At 59.3% G+C, this 20,511-nt stretch carries 18 protein-coding genes and 1 other RNA gene; 3 read left to right on the forward strand and 16 right to left on the reverse strand.

Features of this window, described 5'->3' with window-relative positions:
* Positions 1-97 precede the first annotated feature (97 nt).
* The 12 genes from murB to mraZ are packed head-to-tail and all read right to left on the reverse strand — an operon-like array spanning position 98 to position 14,045.
* Positions 98-1,063, reverse strand: a complete 966-nt coding sequence (murB, locus tag CRP02_RS21725) for a UDP-N-acetylmuramate dehydrogenase (protein ID WP_097172260.1) — start codon at positions 1,061-1,063, stop codon at positions 98-100.
* Positions 1,060-2,475 (reverse strand): UDP-N-acetylmuramate--L-alanine ligase, encoded by a 1,416-nt coding sequence (gene murC / locus CRP02_RS21730; protein ID WP_097100594.1) that lies wholly within the window; start codon positions 2,473-2,475, stop codon positions 1,060-1,062. The genes murB and murC overlap by 4 nt, the downstream gene beginning before the upstream one ends.
* On the reverse strand, positions 2,472-3,608 hold the full coding sequence (murG, locus tag CRP02_RS21735) for an undecaprenyldiphospho-muramoylpentapeptide beta-N-acetylglucosaminyltransferase (RefSeq protein WP_097172875.1): 1,137 nt from the start codon (positions 3,606-3,608) through the stop codon (positions 2,472-2,474). The genes murC and murG overlap by 4 nt, the downstream gene beginning before the upstream one ends.
* Positions 3,609-3,614: 6 nt before the next feature.
* On the reverse strand, positions 3,615-4,769 hold the full coding sequence (ftsW, locus tag CRP02_RS21740) for a putative lipid II flippase FtsW (protein ID WP_003513223.1): 1,155 nt from the start codon (positions 4,767-4,769) through the stop codon (positions 3,615-3,617).
* Between the two features lie 4 nt (positions 4,770-4,773).
* The gene (gene murD, locus CRP02_RS21745; RefSeq protein ID WP_097172261.1) at positions 4,774-6,183 is read right to left on the reverse strand and encodes a UDP-N-acetylmuramoyl-L-alanine--D-glutamate ligase; all 1,410 of its coding nucleotides are present in this window, start codon (positions 6,181-6,183) and stop codon (positions 4,774-4,776) included.
* A gap of 3 nt (positions 6,184-6,186) precedes the next feature.
* Positions 6,187-7,287 carry a phospho-N-acetylmuramoyl-pentapeptide-transferase gene (mraY, locus tag CRP02_RS21750; protein ID WP_003513226.1) on the reverse strand — a complete coding sequence of 367 codons (1,101 nt, stop codon included), beginning with the start codon at positions 7,285-7,287 and terminating at the stop codon, positions 6,187-6,189.
* Between the two features lie 23 nt (positions 7,288-7,310).
* The gene (locus CRP02_RS21755; protein WP_097172262.1) at positions 7,311-8,744 is read right to left on the reverse strand and encodes a UDP-N-acetylmuramoylalanyl-D-glutamyl-2,6-diaminopimelate--D-alanyl-D-alanine ligase; all 1,434 of its coding nucleotides are present in this window, start codon (positions 8,742-8,744) and stop codon (positions 7,311-7,313) included.
* Complete coding sequence (locus CRP02_RS21760) at positions 8,741-10,201, reverse strand: UDP-N-acetylmuramoyl-L-alanyl-D-glutamate--2,6-diaminopimelate ligase (RefSeq protein WP_097172263.1); 1,461 nt, start codon at positions 10,199-10,201, stop codon at positions 8,741-8,743. The genes CRP02_RS21755 and CRP02_RS21760 overlap by 4 nt, the downstream gene beginning before the upstream one ends.
* A 59-nt stretch (positions 10,202-10,260) precedes the next feature.
* Positions 10,261-12,003: a peptidoglycan D,D-transpeptidase FtsI family protein gene (locus CRP02_RS21765; RefSeq protein ID WP_003513230.1), complete on the reverse strand. Its 1,743-nt coding sequence runs from the start codon at positions 12,001-12,003 to the stop codon at positions 10,261-10,263.
* Complete coding sequence (locus tag CRP02_RS21770; RefSeq protein WP_003513232.1) at positions 12,003-12,563, reverse strand: hypothetical protein; 561 nt, start codon at positions 12,561-12,563, stop codon at positions 12,003-12,005. Before CRP02_RS21770 ends, CRP02_RS21765 begins: the two co-directional genes overlap by 1 nt.
* A gap of 1 nt (position 12,564) precedes the next feature.
* Positions 12,565-13,590 (reverse strand): 16S rRNA (cytosine(1402)-N(4))-methyltransferase RsmH, encoded by a 1,026-nt coding sequence (rsmH, locus tag CRP02_RS21775; RefSeq protein ID WP_013636514.1) that lies wholly within the window; start codon positions 13,588-13,590, stop codon positions 12,565-12,567.
* 14 nt (positions 13,591-13,604) lie between these two features.
* Positions 13,605-14,045, reverse strand: coding sequence for a division/cell wall cluster transcriptional repressor MraZ (gene mraZ, locus CRP02_RS21780; protein ID WP_013636515.1), 441 nt, complete (start codon positions 14,043-14,045; stop codon positions 13,605-13,607).
* Positions 14,046-14,653: 608 nt separating this feature from the next.
* Here mraZ and CRP02_RS21785 point away from each other — a divergent pair.
* Genes CRP02_RS21785 through CRP02_RS21795 form a run of 3 tightly spaced genes read left to right on the forward strand, consistent with a single transcriptional unit; the run spans position 14,654 to position 16,799 of the window.
* Entirely contained in the window at positions 14,654-15,055 is a 402-nt protein-coding gene (locus CRP02_RS21785) for a DUF350 domain-containing protein (protein WP_097172264.1), read from the forward strand.
* A gap of 9 nt (positions 15,056-15,064) precedes the next feature.
* Positions 15,065-15,640 carry a DUF1190 domain-containing protein gene (locus CRP02_RS21790; RefSeq protein WP_097172265.1) on the forward strand — a complete coding sequence of 192 codons (576 nt, stop codon included), beginning with the start codon at positions 15,065-15,067 and terminating at the stop codon, positions 15,638-15,640.
* Position 15,641: 1 nt separating this feature from the next.
* On the forward strand, positions 15,642-16,799 hold the full coding sequence (locus CRP02_RS21795; RefSeq protein ID WP_097172266.1) for a glutathionylspermidine synthase family protein: 1,158 nt from the start codon (positions 15,642-15,644) through the stop codon (positions 16,797-16,799).
* 56 nt (positions 16,800-16,855) lie between these two features.
* On the opposite strand, the gene rnpB is transcribed toward CRP02_RS21795, so the two are convergent.
* The 4 genes from rnpB to CRP02_RS21815 all read right to left on the reverse strand — a co-directional run bounded on the left by rnpB (position 16,856) and on the right by CRP02_RS21815 (position 20,488).
* Positions 16,856-17,261, reverse strand: an RNA gene (gene rnpB / locus CRP02_RS21800) — RNase P RNA component class A.
* A 56-nt stretch (positions 17,262-17,317) separates the two neighbouring features.
* Positions 17,318-18,508: an NAD(P)/FAD-dependent oxidoreductase gene (locus CRP02_RS21805; RefSeq protein WP_097172267.1), complete on the reverse strand. Its 1,191-nt coding sequence runs from the start codon at positions 18,506-18,508 to the stop codon at positions 17,318-17,320.
* 66 nt (positions 18,509-18,574) lie between these two features.
* Positions 18,575-19,762, reverse strand: coding sequence for an NAD(P)/FAD-dependent oxidoreductase (locus CRP02_RS21810; protein ID WP_097172268.1), 1,188 nt, complete (start codon positions 19,760-19,762; stop codon positions 18,575-18,577).
* A gap of 186 nt (positions 19,763-19,948) precedes the next feature.
* Entirely contained in the window at positions 19,949-20,488 is a 540-nt protein-coding gene (locus CRP02_RS21815) for a lytic transglycosylase domain-containing protein (protein ID WP_097172269.1), read from the reverse strand.
* Between the last annotated feature and the right edge of the window lie 23 nt (positions 20,489-20,511).

Consider the following 20,511-nt stretch of genomic DNA (forward strand, 5'->3'; position numbering starts at 1 on the left):
TGATCTGAAACAAAAACTCCCGGCCGCTTGGTGCTGCCAGGAGAGATATAGAACGGCTAACGCTGTTGCTCATGGCAATCGCGAGGCATCGCAATTTTCAGGCACCGAGGAAGGGTTCCACTTCACGACCCGGCATGAATAGCCCAAGCCGTTTGATTTCCCACTCCAGCCGAATGCCCGACTTCTCGAACACGCGCTTGCGAATGGTCTCGCCCAGATATTCCAGATCGTAACCGGTCGCATGGCCGGTATTGATCATGAAATTGCAATGCAGCGATGACATCTGCGCACCGCCGATGACCAGACCGCGACCGCCCGCTTCGTCGATCAGTTCCCAGGCGGAATGACCTTCAGGGTTCTTGAAGGTCGATCCACCGGTCTGTTCACGGATCGGCTGCACGGTTTCGCGGTGGTGACGCACGGCGTCCATATCGGCGCGGATCTTCGCGCGGTCTTCCGGATAACCCTCAAACAGAGCGCCGGTGAAGATCAGACCGGCATCGGCGCCGGAGTGGCGATAGCTGTAATTCATATCCGCATTGGAGAGCACATGCTGGTTGCCCTGACGGTCCACCGCATAAACTTCCACGACACGCTCGCGCGTTTCACCACCGTTGGCGCCTGCATTCATGCGCAGCGCGCCGCCGATGGAGCCGGGAATCCCGTAATAGAAATGGAAACCGCCAATGCCATTATCCATGGCCATCGCGGCAATATGCTTGTCCGGGCAGATCGCGCCTGCCTTGATGCGATTTTCACCCGAAAGCTCCACCGAGCCGAAACCCTTGGCGGAAAGACGGACGACGACACCGGGAATGCCGCCATCGCGCACCAGAAGGTTCGAGCCGACGCCGACCACGGTCAACGGCACGTCCTCCGGCAGGATTTTCAGAAATGTAACCAGATCGTCGGTATCGTGCGGCTGGAACATGACTTCCGCAAGACCGCCGGCTCTGAACCACGTCACGCGGTCCATCGGCGCATCCGGTGTCAGACGTCCCCGCAATTCCTTTACCCCGTCGCCGAGCCTCCCCAGCAATTTAACCCCATCGACCTGTCTCATTCAGACTTTCCTGATATGCTCTTCAATTCCGAAGGCAGCACTGCCGCCCATTGCGTGATATTTCCGGCCCCCAAGAGAACCACGAAATCACCCGGATTCGCAATGCCTGCAACCACTGACGCGAGATCTTCCCGTTTTTCGAGAAAACGGGCATCGCGATGGCCGGCAGCCCTGATCGCAGAGACCAGCGCTTCCGAGCTTGCGCCCTCGATCGGATCTTCGCCCGCTGCATAGACCGGAGCAAGAATAATCGTATCGGCATCGTTAAAACAATGCGCGAAATCATCGAACAGGCTCGAAAGTCGGCTGTAGCGGTGCGGCTGGTGCACGGCGATGATGCGACCCTTGCAGGCTTCGCGCGCAGCCGCCAGCACAGCCTTGATCTCAACCGGATGGTGACCGTAATCGTCGAAGACCTGCACGCCATTGGCTTCGCCCGTCAGCGTGAAACGACGCTTGACGCCGGCGAAGGACGCAAGGCCCTTCTTGATGTCCGCTTCCGAAATACCGAGACGATTGGCGACGGCAATCGCAGCCGTTGCGTTCGAAACATTGTGACGACCGGGCATCGGCAGGACGAGGTCGGTGAAGGAGAATATCTTGCCGGTGCGGCGACGGCGAATTTCCACATCGAAGATAGACCGCGTGCCGTCGATGCGCACATTCGAAAACCGCACGTCGGCCTGTGGGTTCTCACCATAGGTGATGACCTTGCGGTCTTCGATACGCCCAACCAGAGCCTGCACCTCGGGATGGTCGAGGCACATGACGCCAAAGCCGTAGAACGGAACATTCTCCACGAATTGCCGGAAAGCAGCGCGCACGGCGTCGAAATTGCCGTAGTGGTCAAGATGTTCCGGGTCGATATTGGTGATCACGGCCACATCGGCCGGAAGCTTCAGGAATGTGCCATCGGATTCATCGGCCTCCACCACCATCCACTCGCCCTCGCCCATGCGGGCGTTGGTGCCATAGGCGTTGATTATACCGCCGTTGATCACGGTCGGGTCGAGATTGCCGGCTTCCAGCAGGGTCGCGACCATCGAGGTCGTCGTGGTCTTGCCGTGCGTGCCACCGATGGCAATGGCGTTGCGGAAACGCATGAGTTCGGCCAGCATTTCTGCACGGCGAACGATCGGCAGGTGTTTTTCCCGCGCGGCGATCAGCTCCGGATTGTTCTTCTTGATCGCGGTGGAAACGACCACGACCTCGGCATCACCGAGATTATCCGCCGTGTGGCCGACGAAGACCTCGATGCCCTTGTCGCGCAGGCGCTGCACATTGGCGCTGTCGGCCTGGTCGGAGCCCTGTACGCGATGACCGAGATTGTGAAGCACTTCGGCAATGCCGCTCATGCCGATCCCGCCTATGCCGATGAAATGGACAAGGCCTATGGCTTTCGGCATCTTCATGCCTCAACTCCTTCAATGTTCTTCTTGAATTCCTGTACGGACTTTCCGCTCGCAATCGCTTCGACCAGATCGGCCAGCACGTCCGCCGCGTGCGGTTTTCCTGTCGCCTTGGCCGCCGCCGCCGTTGCGGACAACCGATCCGGCTCGGACAGCGCCAAGGACAGAAGGCCCGAGAGCTTCTGCGGCGACAGTTCAGCCTGCTTGATGACGCTTGCGCCGCCGGCTGCCGAAAGCGCTGCCGCATTGGCCGCCTGATCGTGATCCAGCGCATGCGGATAAGGCACGAGGATCGAAGGTCGGCCGATGACCGAAAGCTCCGATACCGTCGATGCACCCGAACGGCTGATGACCAGATCGGCCTCACCGATGCGGGAGGCCATGTCGCCGAAGAAAGGCGAGACATCCGCCTTCACGCCCAGCTTCTGATAGGAGGCGATCACACTGTCTTTGTCTTCGGGGCGCGCCTGCTGGGTCACGACGATACGCTTGCGCTGTTCGTCCTTCAACAGGCAGATCGCCGCCGGAACGGCGCTGGAAAAGAACTGCGCCCCCTGGCTGCCGCCGAAAACCACGAGCTGGAACGTCTCGCCGGTCTGAGAAGGCGTATAGGGTATCTCTGACGCCGCCAGCACCGCCGGGCGCACGGGATTGCCGGTCGCAACCGTCTTGTCGGAATATTGGCCGTTGGCGGGCGGCAGAAAACCGCCGGCAATCGCCTTCACACGTGCCGCCAGCGCCTTGTTGGCACGACCCATCACGGCATTCTGCTCGTGAATGATCGATGGCACGCCAAGCCCGGTCGAGGCAAGCAGCGGCGGCACGGTGGGATAGCCGCCAAAGCCGACGACCGCAACCGGCTTCAGCTTCGTGATCAGCCGGCGCGCTGAACGCAGCCCTGTCCACAGCTTCCACAGCGAACGCGCCACGGAAATCGGGTTTTTCGAACCAATGGTGGCGGATGGAACGACGTGAATTTCTTCCGCCGGAAACTTGCCCGCATAACGCTCGGCACGGCTGTCGGTGACCAGATGCACCTGATAACCGCGCGCTTTCAGCGTGTGCGCCAAGGCCTCGGCTGGAAAGACATGGCCGCCGGTACCCCCGGCGGCGAGCAGAACAATACCCTTGCTCATGATCATTTACTCCGCAGGAACGCCGGAACCGACGCGGAAGAAGCTGCGCTCCTGCGCCCTCTTTTCCGGCCTGTGGCGTGTCAGCGCCAGAAGGAAGCCTGCCGTGACGCAGATCGCCATCATCGACGAACCACCATAGGAAATCAGCGGCAGCGTCATGCCCTTGGCGGGCATCAGCTCCAGATTAACGCCGATATTGATCATCGACTGCATGCCGATCTGCAGGACCAGACCGGCCACGGCAAAGCGGCAGAAATCGTCCTTTTCCCTGAAGGCGTGCGAGAGGCCGCGCAACACGATGAAGGCGAAGATCGCCACAAGGAACATGCAGAAAACAATGCCGAATTCTTCCGCCGCCACCGAAAAGATGAAGTCGGTATGGCTGTCGGGAATGATACGCTTGACGATGCCCTCACCCGGGCCGCGACCGAACCAGTCGCCACGAATGATCGCCTCGCGCGCCGTATCCACCTGGAAGGTATCACCCTCACCGGTCCAGAAACGGTCGATACGGCCGGCGACGTGCGGCAGCAGCAGATAGGCGGAGACGATGCCGAGAACGCCGAGGCCGCCGAGCACGATGATCCAGAACCAGGGAACACCGGCCATGAAGAACATGCCGCCCCACACCACCGATGTCAGGATGGTCTGGCCGAAGTCGGGCTGGGCGATCAGAAGTGCCGCCACGATACCGAAGGTAATGATGGCAAAGAGGTTGCCGGGAATTTCGGGGTGGCGCGCACGTTCGGCAAACAGCCAGGCGCAGACGATGACGAAGGCGGGCTTCATGAATTCCGATGGCTGGATCGAGAAGCTGCCGATGGAAATCCAGCGTCGTGCGCCCTTGACCTCGATACCGAAGAACAGCGCGAAAATCATCATCAGCAGCGACGCGATCAGCATCATCACCGCCACGCGCCGGACCTGACGCGGCGACAGGAAGGAGAGACCGATCATGATCGCCAGCGAAGGCACCATGAACATCGCCTGACGTTCCACGAAGAAGAAGCTGTTGAGACCGATGCGTTCGGCAACCGCCGGCGATGCCGCAAATGACAGCATCAGGCCGATGCCCATCAGCGCGATGAACGCCGCCAGAAAGAAACGGTCGATGGTCCAGAACCATTCCGCGACCGGACCGCGATCAACTCGGCTTACCATGGCATCAGCCCCCTTTTCCAGAGTGAACGAGCATCGTCATGCCATCGAGCGCCGCAACCTGCGCGACGAACGAATCACCTCTGATTTCAAAGTTCTTATATTGATCGAAGCTTGCGCAAGCCGGGGATAACATCACGATATTGCCGGCCGTCGCATCTTTTTCCGCATCCGCCGCCGCATGCTGCACCGCCTTGTCCAGCGTGCCGGATATTTCGTAAGGCACGGCTTCGCCGAGCGTCGCTGCAAATTCCGCCGCCGCCTCGCCGATCAGATAGGCCTTGGCGATGCGCGGAAACAAGGGCGCAAGGCTGGCGATTCCGCCGGCCTTTGGCAGACCGCCCGCGATCCAGAAGATGCGCTCATAGCTCGACAAGGCCGGTGCTGCTGCATCGGCATTGGTGGCCTTGCTGTCATTGACGAAAGTGACATTGCCGCGCTGACCGACCGGCTGCATGCGATGCTTGAGGCCGGGGAAAGACTTGAGACCGGCGCGAACGTCCTCTTCGGAAACGCCGACGGCAAGGCATGCGGCAATTGCAGCCGCTGCATTCTGGGCATTATGGCTGCCGCGAAGCGTCTGGATACCGTCGAGATCGACCAGCAGCGAGGACTTGCCGCCATGCGCCCGCAGGATGCGGCTGCCTTCGGCATAAAGACCTTCGGAAACGACATTGCGCTTGGAAATGCGCTCCACCTTCACGCCGGCACGCTCGATGCGGTCGGCGATCAGCGTGGAATAGCTGTCATCAACGCCGACAATTGCCGTGCCACTACCGGCCACAAGCCGTTCCTTGACATCGGCATAATGCTGCATGGTGCCGTGGCGGTCGAGATGGTCAGGCGTCAGATTGAGCAGAATGCCGGCCGTCGGATTGATCGTCGGCGCCAGGTCGATCTGGTAGGACGAGCATTCAACGACGTAGAAACGCTGTGCCTTCGGCGGATCGAGGCTCAGCACCGCAGTGCCGATATTACCGCCGAGTTGTGTATCGCGGCCCGAAGCCTTGAGGATATGGGCAATCAATGCGGTCGTCGTGGATTTGCCGTTCGTGCCGGTGATGGCGATGAAGGGGCAATCCGGCGCATGCGCCCGGCGCTCGCGAATGAAAAGCTCGATATCGCCGATAACCTCGACACCCGCCGCCCGGGCAAGATCGACCGACCAGTGCGGCTTCGGATGCGTCAGCGGCACGCCGGGTGCGAGCACGAAAGACGAAAAGGAATGCCAGTCTATCGTTCGAAGATCAGCCGTCGTCATGCCTTCGGCCTCAGCCGTGGCGACGCTGTCGGGATTATCGTCGAAAGCAACGACATCCGCCCCGCCGGCAACCAGCGCCCGGGCCGTGACGAGGCCCGAACCCCCAAGCCCGAAAAGCGCCACCTTCTTACCTCTGAACGACGAGACCGGGATCATCGCTCACCTCAGCTTCAGCGTAGCGAGGCCGAGCAGCGCCAGACCGACGGAAATGATCCAGAAACGGATGACCACCTGGCTTTCCGTCCAGCCTTTTTTCTCGAAATGATGGTGGATGGGCGCCATCAGAAAAACGCGCCTTCCTGTGCGTTTGAACCAGAAAACCTGGATGATGACCGACAGCGTTTCCATCACGAACAGGCCGCCGACGATGACCATGACGATCTCGTGCTTGGTGGCAACAGCGATGGAGCCGATGAGGCCGCCGAGCGCCAGCGAACCCGTATCACCCATGAATATGGCAGCGGGCGGCGCGTTGAACCACAGGAAGCCGAGGCCAGCCCCGACCACCGCGCCGACGATGACGGCGAGCTCACCCGTTCCGGGCACGAAGTTGATCTGCAGGTAATTGGCGAAAACCGCGTTACCGGCGAGATAAGCAATCACACCGAAGGTGGCGGCTGCAATCATGACAGGCACGATGGCGAGACCATCGAGACCGTCGGTCAGGTTAACCGCATTGCCGGCGCCGACAATCACGAAAGCACCGAACAGCACGAAGAAATAGCCGAGATTGATCACGAGTTCCTTGAAGAACGGAAAGGCGATGGAGCTTCCGAGCGTGCCGCCATGCGGTGCGGAAGCAAGCGCCACCTTCATCATGAAGAACACGGCAATCGCGGCAATCAGGAATTCGATGCCGAGACGCGCCTTGCCGGAAAAGCCCTTGTCGCTCTGCTTCGTCACCTTGAGATAGTCGTCGTAAAAGCCGATAGCCCCGAAGCCGAGCGTCACCATCAGAACGGCGACGACGTAGACGTTCGACAGGTCACCCCAGAGCAGCGAACCGCCGAGAATACCGGCAAGAATCATCAGCCCGCCCATGGTCGGCGTGCCTGCCTTCTTGAAATGCGTCTGCGGCCCGTCGGCGCGGATCGGCTGGCCCTTGCCCTGGCGCACGCGAAGCGAATTGATGATCGCCGGTCCAAAAAGGAAGACGATCAACGCAGAGGTGAACATCGCCGCACCCGCCCGGAAGGTGATGTACCGGAAGAGGTTGAAGACTTGAATTTTATCCGACAGTTCGACGAGCCAGATCAGCATAATTGCCCTTTCAAAAGGCTATTTCAGACTTGGCGTTCCGTCTCGGGGAATGCCGGATACTTGTCAAGCAGTGCCGCGACAATCTTGCCGAAACCCAGCCCAAGTGACGATTTTACCATCAGCGCATCGCCCGGTTGCACCCATTGCAGGGCGAAATCGGCAAGTTCAGCTGTCGTCGGGAACCAGATGACAGTTACACTGTCCGGAAGCGCATCGCGAAGGGCGGCCATCGCCTCCCCCGCCAGCCAGACATGTTCGATACCCCCGGCCAGCAACGGTCCGGCCAGTTCCTCGTGTAGCTGGGCTGAGAATTCGCCCATCTCCAGCATGTCGCCGAGAACGGCAACGCGACGGCCATAACCCTGCGTTTCTGTTTCCGCAAGCACGGCAATCGCCGCCCGCATGGAGGCGGGGTTGGCGTTGTAGCTCTCATCGATCAGCAGGAAGGAACCGCTTTCAATCTTCAGGCGATGGCGCTGGCCGCGCCCCTTGACTGCCTCGAGCGTTCCGAGCACCTCGAAAGCGCGGTCGAGATTGGCGCCGGTAACGGCAACAGCGCCAAGCACCGCCATGGCGTTGTCGGCAATATGCCTGCCGGGAATGTTCAGGTGCAATTCGCTCGTTTCGCCGTTCAGGATCGCCCAGATGGTCGAGCCCGTGGACGTGCTTTCGAAATCGGCCAGCCGGAAATCGGCCTTGGCGTGCTGCCCGAAGGTCAGGATATGCTCGATACCCTGGTCCTGCGCCGCTTCTTCAAGTTGCTCGAACTGGGCGTTGTCACGGTTGAGGATGACGGAGCCGCCCTCCTCCAACCCTTCGAATATCTCCGCCTTGGCGCTCGCGATCTCTTCTATGTTCTTGAAATTGCCCAAATGAGCTGGCGCGATGGTGGTAATGATCGCGACATGCGGGCGCACCATCTTGACCAGCGGACGGATTTCGCCGGAGTGGTTCATACCGATTTCGAAAACGCCGAATTCGGTATCGGCGGGCATGCGCGCCAGCGTCAGCGGCACACCCCAGTGATTGTTGAAGGACGCCACCGCCGCATGAACCCGGCCCGAAGGCGCCAGAGCCTGCCGCAACATTTCCTTCGTCGTCGTCTTGCCGACAGAACCGGTCACCGCGATGATCCGCGCCGTGGTCCTTTCACGCGCCGCAACGGCGAGCTTGCCAAGCGCCGCGAGGACATCCTCCACGACGATCATCGGCACGGTCAGGCGGCCGAGAGCCGGCAGCTTGCCTTCGGCGACGACCAGCAGGCCCGCACCATTGGCGACAGCAAAACTCGTATAGTCATGGCCGTCGACCCTATCGCCCTTGATGGCGAAAAATGCTTCACCAGCCTTCACAGTCCGGCTGTCGATGGAAATGCCGGTGATACCGGTCGGCAGGTTCCCGACGGGACGCCCTGCCGTGATGGCGATCATGTCGGCGACTGTCCATAACCAATTCAAATCTTCAATCCTTCCAGCGCGGTACGCACCTGTTCATGATCGGAAAACGGCAGCGTCACGGAACCGACGATCTGCCCCTCTTCATGCCCCTTGCCCGCGACGATCAGCGTATCGCCGTTCGAAAGCAGCGACACCGCATGACGGATCGCTTCTGCCCTATCGCCAATTTCCAATGCACCCGGCGCGGCCGCCATGACTTCGGAACGGATCGTTGCAGCGTCTTCCGAGCGCGGATTGTCGTCGGTAACGATGACGATGTCGGAAAGACGTGTCGCCACTTCGCCCATGATCGGGCGCTTGCCCTTGTCACGGTCGCCGCCGCAGCCGAAGACGGTGATGATGCGGCCGGAGGTGAAGGGCCTGACCGAGGTCAGAACATTTTCAAGCGCATCCGGCTTGTGGGCATAATCCACATAGGCAAGCGCGCCGTTCTTCGTCTGCCCTACAAGTTCCAGGCGACCGGCAGCACCGATCAGCTTTTCAAGCGCCTTCATGGCCGTTGCGGCGGAGACGCCGGTGGACATGGCAAGACCGGCGGCGACGAGAGCATTGGCTACCTGAAAATCGCCGGCCAGCGGAATGTCGACCTCGTGGATCACGCCGTCATGATGCACTTCGATCAGCTGCTTGTGACGGAAATGCTCTACCCGCTTCAGCGTCAGATAATCGCCCTTCCGGCCAACGGTGCGCACATTGAGGCCTGCATCTGCGGCGGCACGAATGGCCTTATCCGACCAAGGGTCGTCGGCAAAAATGACGGCCGGCGCGCCCTTTTCCATCAGCGTGTCGAACAACCGCATCTTCGCGGCCATGTAGTCCTCGATGGTCGGGTGATAATCCATGTGGTCACGGCCGAGATTGGTGAAACCGGCCGCAGCGAGCTTCACGCCATCAAGGCGACGCTGGTCGAGGCCGTGGCTCGAAGCTTCCATGGCCGCATGGGTCACGCCTTCGGCAGCAAGCTCGGCGAGAAGCGCATGCAGCGTCACCGGATCCGGTGTGGTGAGCGCGCCATAATCTTCGCGGCCGGGAGCGATGACACCCGTCGTACCGATCTGGGCGGCGGCATGGCCAGCGAAAGCCCAGATTTGCCGCACGAAGGAGGCAACGGAGGTCTTTCCCGCGGTGCCGGTAACGGCGACCATGGTTTCCGGCTGTTTTCCGTAAAAGCGGGAAGCAGCGAGCGAAAGGTAGAGGCGCGGGTCGGTGACAGCGAGTACCGGCACATCGGCATCCACCGCATGCCCGGAAACGACGGCGACCGCACCCTTGGCGACCGCGTCCTTCACATAGGCCACGCCATCCGCCTTGGTTCCCGCAACCGCCACGAACAGGCTGCCGGGCGCAGCCTTGCGGCTGTCTGCGGTAATTCCCCCGATTTCGATTGCCCCTATCTCAGACAGGAGCAATTCATTCAATTCCGGAAACGCCGTCCCGGATATATCTCGCAAATTCATCGACTGTGTCCGTCTTGTCCCCCCGGCGCGATTCGCCGGAACACCATAAGCTCTAACAATCAATAAGACACGAGCAAGGCCGAGCCATCCTTGCCGAACTTCGGCTTCACGCCCAGCACTGCCGCTGTGCGGCTGATGATATCGTGCACCATCGGCGCGGCCGAGGTCCCTGCAAGTGCCGCGCCATTGCCCTTGTCCGTCTTCGGTTCGTCGATGAAGGAGAGCACCACATATTGCGGGTCGTCCATCGGGAATGCCGAAAGGAAGGCATTGAAGTTCTTGTCATGCACATAACGGCCATTGACGACCTTGTCAGCCGTACCGGTCTTGCCGCCGACATTGAAACCGTCGACGCGCGCATTACGGCCAGAACCGTTGACACCGTTCCATTCGAACAGGAAGCGCATATCCTTGCTGGCGCCGGGCTTCAGCACCTGTTTTGCGACCTGATCCGCCTGTTCGCGCGTGCGCGGCAGGAATGTCGGCTCGATCAACTTCCCACCATTGACGAGCGCGGCACCGGCAACTGCTGTCTGCAACGGTGTTGTTGAAACGCCGTGGCCGAATGAAATGGTGATCGAGTTGATCTTCTTCCATTCGCGGGGCTGCGAAGGCAGCGCCACTTCAGGAAGTTCGGTCTGCATGCGCGTCAGAAGGCCAAGCCGCGTCAGGAATTCCTTGTGTCCTTCGGTCCCCACGGTGTCGGCGATTTTTGCCGTACCGATGTTCGACGAATACTGGAAGATTTCCGGCACCGAGAGCATGCGGCCCTTGCCGTGGAAGTCCTTGATGGTGAAGCCACCGATGCGGATCGGATAACGCGCGTCGAACATATCGCCCAGGCGGACGCGACCCGAATCGAGACCCATGGCAATGGTGAAGGATTTAAAGGTGGAGCCCATTTCGAACGTGCCGTTCGACATGCGGTTGAGCCATCCTTCCTTGGCACCTTCTGCCGGGTTGTTCGGATCATAATCCGGCACGGAGGCCATAGCGAGCACTTCGCCGGTATGCACATCCAGAACCACAGCCCCTGCGCCGATCGCCTGGAACTTGGTGATGGCCGAGGTCACGACTTCACGCACGATGGACTGGACGCGTAGATCGATGGAAAGCTTCACCGGCTCCAGCGGCTGATCGCTGGTCATGCCGAGCGCCGTCAGATCGGCCAGTCCCTGGCTGTCAACGTAACGCTCCATTCCGGCAACACCGCGATTGTCGATATTGACGTGACCGACAACATGGGCAGCTGTTGGCCCGCCAGGGTAGAAGCGGCGCTTTTCCGGGCGGAAACCGACGCCGGGAATGCCGAGCGCCAGGATCTGGCTCTGCTGCTTCGGCGTCAACTGGCGGCGCAGCCACTGAAAGCGTGAATTGGAGGAAAGCTTCTGATAGGTGCCGCGCTGGTCGAGATCCGGCAATACGGTGCGCAGCTTCTCGATGGCTTCGTCGATATCGACGATGCGATGCGGCTCCGCAAACAGCGACACGGTGCGAATATCGGTCGCCAGAACCTCGCCGTTACGATCAAGAAGATCGGGACGCGACGCCATCAGCCGGTCGGCAGGGGCAATGCTCGAAACTGTTTCCTGCTCGGCAAGGCCATATTGCACCAGACGGCCGCCCACGACGCCGTAAAAGGCGATGAAGCCGAAAATGATGAGACCAACGCGGCTTTTCGCCTGGGCCGCCCTCTTCTTGCGAGCGCCCTCGAAAGCAGCATGGTCAGTGTGAATGCCGGTGGTGCTGGCGGAAAAGTGAGCCTTGCTCTTCAGAACCATGACGCGGGAGAGAAAAGACATCAGCGGTCCACCGATCCAGTTATGGTTTCATCCATTTCGCCATCTTCATCGCCTGCGACAGCGGCGACGGCAGGAGCCGGAGCCGCCGTGGGACGGGAAACACGCGCCCGCGGTGTTGGAACAGGAGCGCCATTGGCGGCAATCTGGCCGGCGGGCGGTGATTTCTTCTTGGCAGCTCCGCCAAGCGTAGCGCCCGGCTTGGAGCCGTTGACGGCGGCGGCGATGACATCAGCAACGCTCATGCCTTCCGGCTCGGGCGGCTGCGGCAATTGCGAGCGCAGCATCGGCAGTTCGCGCGGCTGCGCCAATTGTGTCGGCAGCGTTGGTGAAAGGCCAAGCTCGTCCTGATAGGCATTCACGAGACGATGGAGGCGGTTCGGCTGCGTCAGCAGTGCCCAGTCGGCCCGCAAAAGATCGATCGTGTCTTTTTCGAGCTTGATTTCGGTCTCGAGCTTGCGGACCTGTTCCAGCTTGAGATCGGTCTTGTGCTTGATCGAATAGGTCACCACCGCCGCAGCGACCATGACCCCCATCAACACGACGTCGAATGTGCGCAGCATATCAGCCTCCCATCTTTTCAAGGCTGGCGAGATCGGGAAGTTCGAAAATCGAAAAATCTGCCGCCCGGGCAGGTGCCGCCGTGCGCAGGCCGGCACGCAGCTTGGCCGAACGGGCCCGCGGATTGATCTCTGCCTCCTCGTCGCTTGCAGCGACCATCGGCTTGCCGATATTTTCGAAAATGGCGGGCTTGTCTTCCACCATCGGCAGATGGCGGGAACCCGCCGCCTTTCCGGAACGTTCGGAGAAGAATTTCTTGACGATGCGGTCTTCGAGCGAATGGAACGTGACGACAACCAGCCTGCCGCCGGGCTTCAAAGCCCGCTCGGCAGCAAACAGGGCCTGCGCCAATTCGCCGAGTTCGTCATTGACGAAAACGCGAAGCGCCTGAAACACCCGTGTTGCCGGATGGATCTTGTCTTTAGCCTTGCGCGGCGTAACGATTTCAATGAGGCCCGCCAGATCACGCGTGGTGCGGAAGGGCTCTTCCGCCCTCCTCTTTTCGATCGCGCGGGCGATGCGGCCCGGCTGCTTTTCTTCGCCGAGAAAACCGAAGATGCGGATGAGATCGCCGACCTTGGCGCGATTGACGACATCCGCCGCCGAGACACCGGAGCTGGACATGCGCATGTCAAGAGGACCGTTCTTCTGGAAGGAAAAACCGCGCTCGGCCTCGTCTATCTGCATGGAGGAAACGCCGATATCGAGAACCACGCCGTCAAGACCGCCTTCCGGCGCGTGCCTTGCCAGATCGGAAAATTGCGACTGAATGAGTGTAAGCCTGCCGCCATTTGCAGCAACCATGGCCTGGCCGCCGGCGATCGCGTTCGGATCGCGGTCAAGCGCGATGACATTGGCACCTTGATCGAGAATTGCCTGGGTGTAGCCGCCGGCGCCGAAAGTGCCGTCGAGGATGACCTTGCCGGATGCGGGTTCGAGCGCAGCGATCACTTCGCGAAGCAGGACCGGGATGTGACGCTGAGGTCCCTCACCGGCATCAGAAGATCGCCCGCCAGAATTCGCCGCCATTCCGTGTCCCCGTCCTATGCGGGGCGTGCAGCCGAAAAACCGCGCCCCGCTCTTGCTGCCGCCTGCGCCGCCAAAAACGCCTGCGGTTGCCAAAGCTGAAAATGATCCGCTCGTCCAACGAAGGTGACATCGGTGGATATGCCGGTAAATTCCCGGACGAAATCCGTCACCGTCAACCGACCTTCCTGATCGAGCTTCATGAAAACGCCGCCGCCGTGTACCAGCAGCGACATTGCGTTCGCCTCCGGCGAGAAGGCATCCATGGACGCGATCTGCCGCTCGTAGCGCTCCAGCAAATCCGGACCGCCGACACTGATTGCCGGAAACGCGAAATCCTGAAGACAATAAAGCTCCTGAATGCCACGCTGTGCCAGCACCGAACGAAACGGAGACGGAACCGAAACGCGCCCCTTGGCGTCGATCCTGTTCGTTACGTTCGATAAAAAGCGGTCCATTACTCAACTCGCCAAAACCGCATTCCGCAAAGCGAATCATCCGCCCCACAGACAACACCGGTACGCACGACACATCGCCAAGCGTCAGGGCGACATGCCCTGCAGCAGCCCGTTGCAGGCTCCTCACTCGTTTCAGCGATTGCGGGTCAAAAACACGACCCAGTGTGGTGTGCATTTGGGATACCATGGGACACTATGGGCGTCAATGGGAGAAGCCGGCACGATACCGACTCCGCATCGGAAATTCATAAGCCGTTAAGTTTAACGAATGGTTTACTTCGCACGCCCACATCTCATCCACGGCGGTGCGAAACCGCGTGAAAATACCGGTTTTTTCGGGAAAAACAGTGGATTGAAGAAATGGCTCTGCTGACGGAAACACGCTCTCTCTTGCATTCAACAGACACCAAGCCGCCGCCAAGTCATTCAGGCCCGTAATTGCCCCACCGGCATCACTGCACAGTATTCAAGGTGCCTATGCGTACTGTCTGACTGGCCAGTTATTGGTACAATCCCAATTGTTGCCGAACCGGCCTTGACTTTTTAAACTTTTAATTGATTTTGCGTTCTTAAAGTTGTGTTTTACATGAGTATTTCGAGATATAGCAATGACAGGTTATGTCGCGGGCCTGCCCGCCTTTTTAAGTTATTTCACCATAGGCCTGGTTTGTTTCGCCGTATTTTCAGCAATTTATACCCACCTGACACCCCATCGCGAAGTTGAGCTCATCAAGGATGGCAACACGTCAGCAGTTGTCGCTTTTCTTGGGGCTCTGATAGGGTTCAGCTTGCCGCTGGCTTCAGCCGCGGCCAACTCTGTTAGCTTGCCTGACTACATAATTTGGGCTGTGATCGGCATATTGGTTCAAGTTCTGGCTTTTTACATCGCCAAGCTCACGATGACCGATCTTCATCACAAAATCACCGAAGGAAACATAGCAGCCGGCCTTTGGAGTGGAGGGATCGCCGTGGTGATCGGCACCCTGAACGCTGCCTGCATGACTTACTGAGGAACGGGTATGCCCAAACGCTGGATTGGAAACAACCCGTACCTTACCATCGGTACGATTGCCGCGACAGGTCTCGCGCTGACAACTTGCTCCCCGGACGAAGACGTCCTCTATTCCTCCGCCGACAAATGCATTTCCTCGAAGATCAATCCTGAGGTTTGCAGGGTCGCGGCGGAAGATGCCAGACAGTCTCACCTCGCCACCGCGCCGAGATATCGGAACATGGTCGCATGTGAGATGGAGTACGGCGCAAGAAATTGCTCGGAGCAAAAAGAAACGCCCCTCGTCAACAATGCTATCGGCAACAGCATTTTCACGCCGGCACCGGTCGGATTTATCCTGCCTGCGGGTATTCAGAGCATCGAGGACTACAACAAATATCGGCGGAGACAGGAGGGGCGCCGCGATTCGGATTCCGGCTCCGCAATTTCAGTCTATAAAAAACGCAACGGCGACCTTGTTACACCTGATCTCAGCGAAAAAAATTCAGGCAAGACGGATTTTACTAAAATGAAACCGTTAAACTCGAAAACGAACGTCACGGGCCGCAGCGGATTTGGCAGCGGATTCTTTTCCGGAGGGTGACATGCGGCGCATCTCGATCCCGCCGCGCCCGGATTGGCGTGAAAAGGCCAACGATGTCGGGTTTTCGTTTCATGAAATGCACGGCGAACCATATTGGGTGGATGACGCGGCCTATTGCTTTGAGATCGAGGAGATTGAAGAGAGCATAGAGGCGCCAAGTCAGATGCTGCACGAAATGTGCATGGATCTCGTCGCCGACATCGTGAAAAGCGAGGAAGCGCTGGAGCGGCTCGCTATTCCCCGCGACTATCATGATGTCGTCAGCGCTTCATGGGAACGAGGGGATCGTCACCTCTATGGCCGCTTTGATCTCGCATATGATGGCTCTGGTCACGCGAAATTACTCGAATATAACGCCGATACGCCCACCTCCGTTTTTGAAACGGCATATTTTCAGTACAATTGGCTTACAGATCAGATCGCTCTCGGGACGATCGCTGCGGAAACCGATCAATTCAATTCGGTTCAGGAAAGCTTGGTCGAGGCGTTCGGGCAATTCTCGAATGACAGAATTTTTCATTTCGCAGCGGTTAGCGACAACCCCGAAGATTATGGCACCACGATCTATCTGATGGACTGCGCCATTCAGGCTGGCCACCGGGCTCAGTTCCTCGATATTCGCGAAATCGGCATCGATGCAAACGGGCGTTATGCCGATCTGCAGAATCGCCTCATCGAACGCTGCTTCAAACTTTATCCCTGGGAATTCATGCTTCGGGAATCTTTTGCTGCGCAACTCCCTATGCAAAGCGCAATTTTTGTCGAGCCCGCCTGGAAAGCTGTTTTATCGAACAAAGGTCTGTTGCCGATGCTGTGGCAGCGACATCCAAATCACCCGAATCTGCTGCCGAGCTTCTTCCCGGATGATCCCGATCTCTACGAATTGCGGGATTATGTGGTGAAACCACTGCTGTCGCGCGAAGGTGAAAATGTCAGCCTGTTCCGCAACAGACGCGAGGTTTTGTCCGCACCGGGAAGTTATGGCGAAGAGGGATATGTCATCCAGGCCTATGCGCCATTGTTCAAGAGCGAGTTTGGTTACGCCGTGCTTGGAAGCTGGATTGTCGGCGACCGCGCCTGTGGACTTGGCATTCGCGAGGACTTGTCTCCGATAACCGCAAATCTCTCGCGTTATGTTCCTCACATCATTGAGGGGTGATCTCGAGCTTTCGTGACGAGAAAGCGCCGTCACCGCCCACGCTTACAGACAGGAAAATCGCCAGTTGGCCTGTAAGCCGGGTTCTGTATGGCCCCGGTTTGACCCGGAACGTGGCAGCCATTCATCTGGGACGGCATTTGCATGCCGCCTCTCGCAACCCACCCGGATGACGGGCCCGGAAACCGGCTGTAGACGAAGGCTTTCGCCCGCGCCCCGTGTCATCCCTATTCGGTCTTGCTCCCGGTGGGGTTTACCTTGCCACCACTGTCACCAGCGGCGCGGTGGGCTCTTACCCCACCCTTTCACCCTTACCATGCCAGGCATGGCGGTTTGCTCTCTGTGGCACTTTCCCTGGGGTCGCCCCCGCCGGACGTTATCCGGCACCGTATTTCCGTGGAGCCCGGACTTTCCTCACCTTACCGTCTTTCGACATTGGTAAAGCGCGGCTGCCCAGCCAACTGGCATGGCGTCAATACCCATGTTCTTTGGCGAAAGCCACCGAAAAGCGTAACGGAAGATCAAAGAAATGCAGGCTTGAAATCCGTGGCATAGGCGTCGTTGCCAATTTTTCCATCCCGCAGCAACAGGGCGCCTAACCGCCCGATCTCCTCGGAACTCTTGGCCGCCGTACCGTTGCCGCCAGTCAGAACCGCAATGCGCGGTGACGTCGTAAAGCCGATGGCCGGATAACCGCCCGGCGTTTTGGACACCACGCACGCGGCCATGGAAATGCGCGACCGGTCGATGGATGGCACCAAGGTCCCGACGATGGCGGAGAGATGGTCGCGAACGCTTTCCCGTCCGCCGGAGCGAAACCATGCGCGGATTTCGGGATCGCTATCGAGCTTCTTATCATCGGGATCGCCGCCGATTTTCAGATAGAACCTGCCATCGGGATAACGGACGGGCGGCAGGAGATAGATATGTTTCATAGTGTCGCGCGGCTCGTAGATCAGCGACGGCATGCCCGCATATTGTCCCAGCTCCGCCTCGTCTACCTCGAAGAAGGCGACGGTGCGCGCATAGACATTGAGAGCGACGGGCTGCGGCAACAAATCCTTCGTGATCGAAAAGCCACCCGCAGCGACCAGCACCCGGTCTGCCGTATAAACCGCACCCGAGGCCGTCTCGACGCGTGCACGGCCAGCCTCTTCCCGCGTCAAGACAACTATATCGTCGATGAGCGCAACGCCGGCTTTGTCTGCCAGAACGCTCTGCGCCTTCACCAGCGCGCGCGGATTGACGTAACCAGCATTGTCCTTTTCGAACACACCCTCGCAGCCCGGCTCGAAGGAAAAATAGGGAAAGCCGCTTTTTAGGCCTGCGTCGTCAAGCATTTCGGTGGAAACCCGCAGACGCGCCGCTGCCTCGCAGACGTTGTCGACAAAGGGATTGTCGCCGCCGCGTTCAGGCCCGACCATCAGGCAGCCAACGGGCGCGTAAAATTCGACGCCGCTCCTTGCCGCGATGTCGGCGTAGCGCGCGATCGAGCGGTTGGCGAGCAGTGCCCAGTCAGCATCGCCGTCAATGGTGCGGGTAATGCGCGCCTCATCGTAATGGCTGGCGAAAACACCCGGATGTGACTTGATATCGGCAGGTTCACCGGGGCCGATCAGGGCCACAACTTCGGTGTTTTCCGCCAGATGGCGGGCGGCAGCAGCACCCATCATGCCACGACCGACAACGATATATTTAAAATGTTCCGACATGCCGCCCTCTTCGCCTCAACCCGCTCTAGTACAGCCGCGATTTTGTAGCCGCTTCGCTGCTGAATGTCAGATAAAAACCGGCGACATTTCGGCGGCAAAATCACTCTCGGTCAGCTGGCCATCCAGAAGCAGCACCGCGCCTAGCCGCCCGATTTCGTCGGAAGACTTGGCGGAAACGAAATTGCCACCGGTCAGAACCGCGATATTGGAGGATTGCGTATAGCCGATATAGGGATAACCGCTGCGGGTGATGGATGCGACGCAGGAACCAGAGGTCACGGGGCAGCCCGCAAGTTCCGGCATGAGCGATAGCGCCCGTTTCGTCAGGAATTCCACTTCGCCCGGCGTCCCGTCGGAATGGAACCAGCCGACTGCTTCGGCCAGCGTTTGCAGCCTGCCCTTTTCGCTCTCACCGCCGATCTTCAGATAGACCTTGCCGTCGGGGTAACCCACAGGCGGCAGGATATAGACGATATCGTCCTCGGTCTCCGCCAGCACGATGGTCGAGGGCATAGAGCCGAACAGGGCCTGCCTTGCTTCGTCGAGTTCGAAAAACACGATGGTGCGGCCCGTTGCCGCCATATCGACGGGGGAAGGCAGAAGATCAGCCATGTTGGTGAAACCGCCAGCGGCCACTATGACCTTTTCGGCCGTGTGCACGGCCCCTTCCCTGGTGGAAACTTCCACACCTTGGGAGGTATCGCGAATATGCGCCGCCGTCTCGCGGATCAGCCGCGCGCCCTGCGCAGCAGCAATCGTGCATTGCGCCCTCACAAGCGCACGCGGATTGACGTGGCCGGCATTGTGCGCCTCTAAGTAACCGTCGTGATCCGACGGCAGGGAAAACATCGGGAACCGGCCAGCCAGCGCATCGCTGCCGATCGTTTCCACGCCAAGACCAAGGCGGTCGGTCGAGACCAAGGCTCGCGAAACGTAGTCTCCGGCAAGCCCCTTGCCGTTTCCGGTAAACAGGCAGCCCGCTTCGGTGAAGAAACGGATGCCGCTTTTTGCTTCGATCTCGGCATAGCGCCGGATGGAGCGTTGCGCCAGCTCCGCCCAGACGGGATCGCCATCGAAACCACGGGTGATGCGCGCCTCATCATAGTGACTTGAAAACACACCGGTATGGGTCTTGCGATCGGCGGGTTCGTCCGGCCCGATCAGCGCCAGGCCATCCGTTTGCGCCGAAAGGTGCCTCGCTGCCGCCGCACCCATCATTCCGGCACCGACCACGATATATTTGAAATCCGGCATGTCATGCTCCGCATCAGGTTTGCTCCTGACTACAGCATGCACGCATAAACCGGAATCGATTTTCGTGACGTCCGAAACATGTCGCGCAAGAGCGTGCAGCGGTTTTGCAATAACGAGATGCGATAAAACAAGGACTTAAAGCTTATCGCCAATCTGAAAGATCGCGACACGCTTGAGCCAAAGACCTCAGCTGGCCAGAAGCGCCTGGACCTTGCCGCAATAACGCTTGGACACCGGGTTCATGCGGGTGGCGCCGTGGCCGGCATTGTAACGCAGGATCGTGCTGCAAATCTCACCGCCGCCAAGCTGGTGGGCGGTTGCCAGATATTGCATGCCCCAGCGAATATTGGTCTCGGGGTCGAAGAGGGCTTTGGTCGTGCCGCGAAAGCCCATCATGCGCGCCGTTGCCGGCTTGATCTGCATCAGCCCGACCTCGCCTGCGCTGCCGCGGGCCCTAGGGTTGAACTTGCTTTCTACAGAAACGACGGCATGGGCCAGATTGGTGGGGACGCCGTAACGCTTGGCATATTTGACGATCAGATCGGAATAGTCGTTCTTGAGCGATGAAGGCAGGCTCTTTTCGGGAACGGGATAACCGGGCGTACGGAAGAAGGTCCCCAGCGTCACGGTTTTGGTTTTGACGTCCTCGTCTTTGGCAAAAGCAATCCCCGCCTGCGAAACGAGCATAGCAACGCCCGCTGCGACAGCAACAAAAACTCTGTTCATCTGTTGAAATAGTCTCCAGATCG

It is taken from the genome of Rhizobium sp. AN5, assembly GCF_900215255.1.
Lineage (GTDB): Bacteria > Pseudomonadota > Alphaproteobacteria > Rhizobiales > Rhizobiaceae > Agrobacterium > Agrobacterium tumefaciens.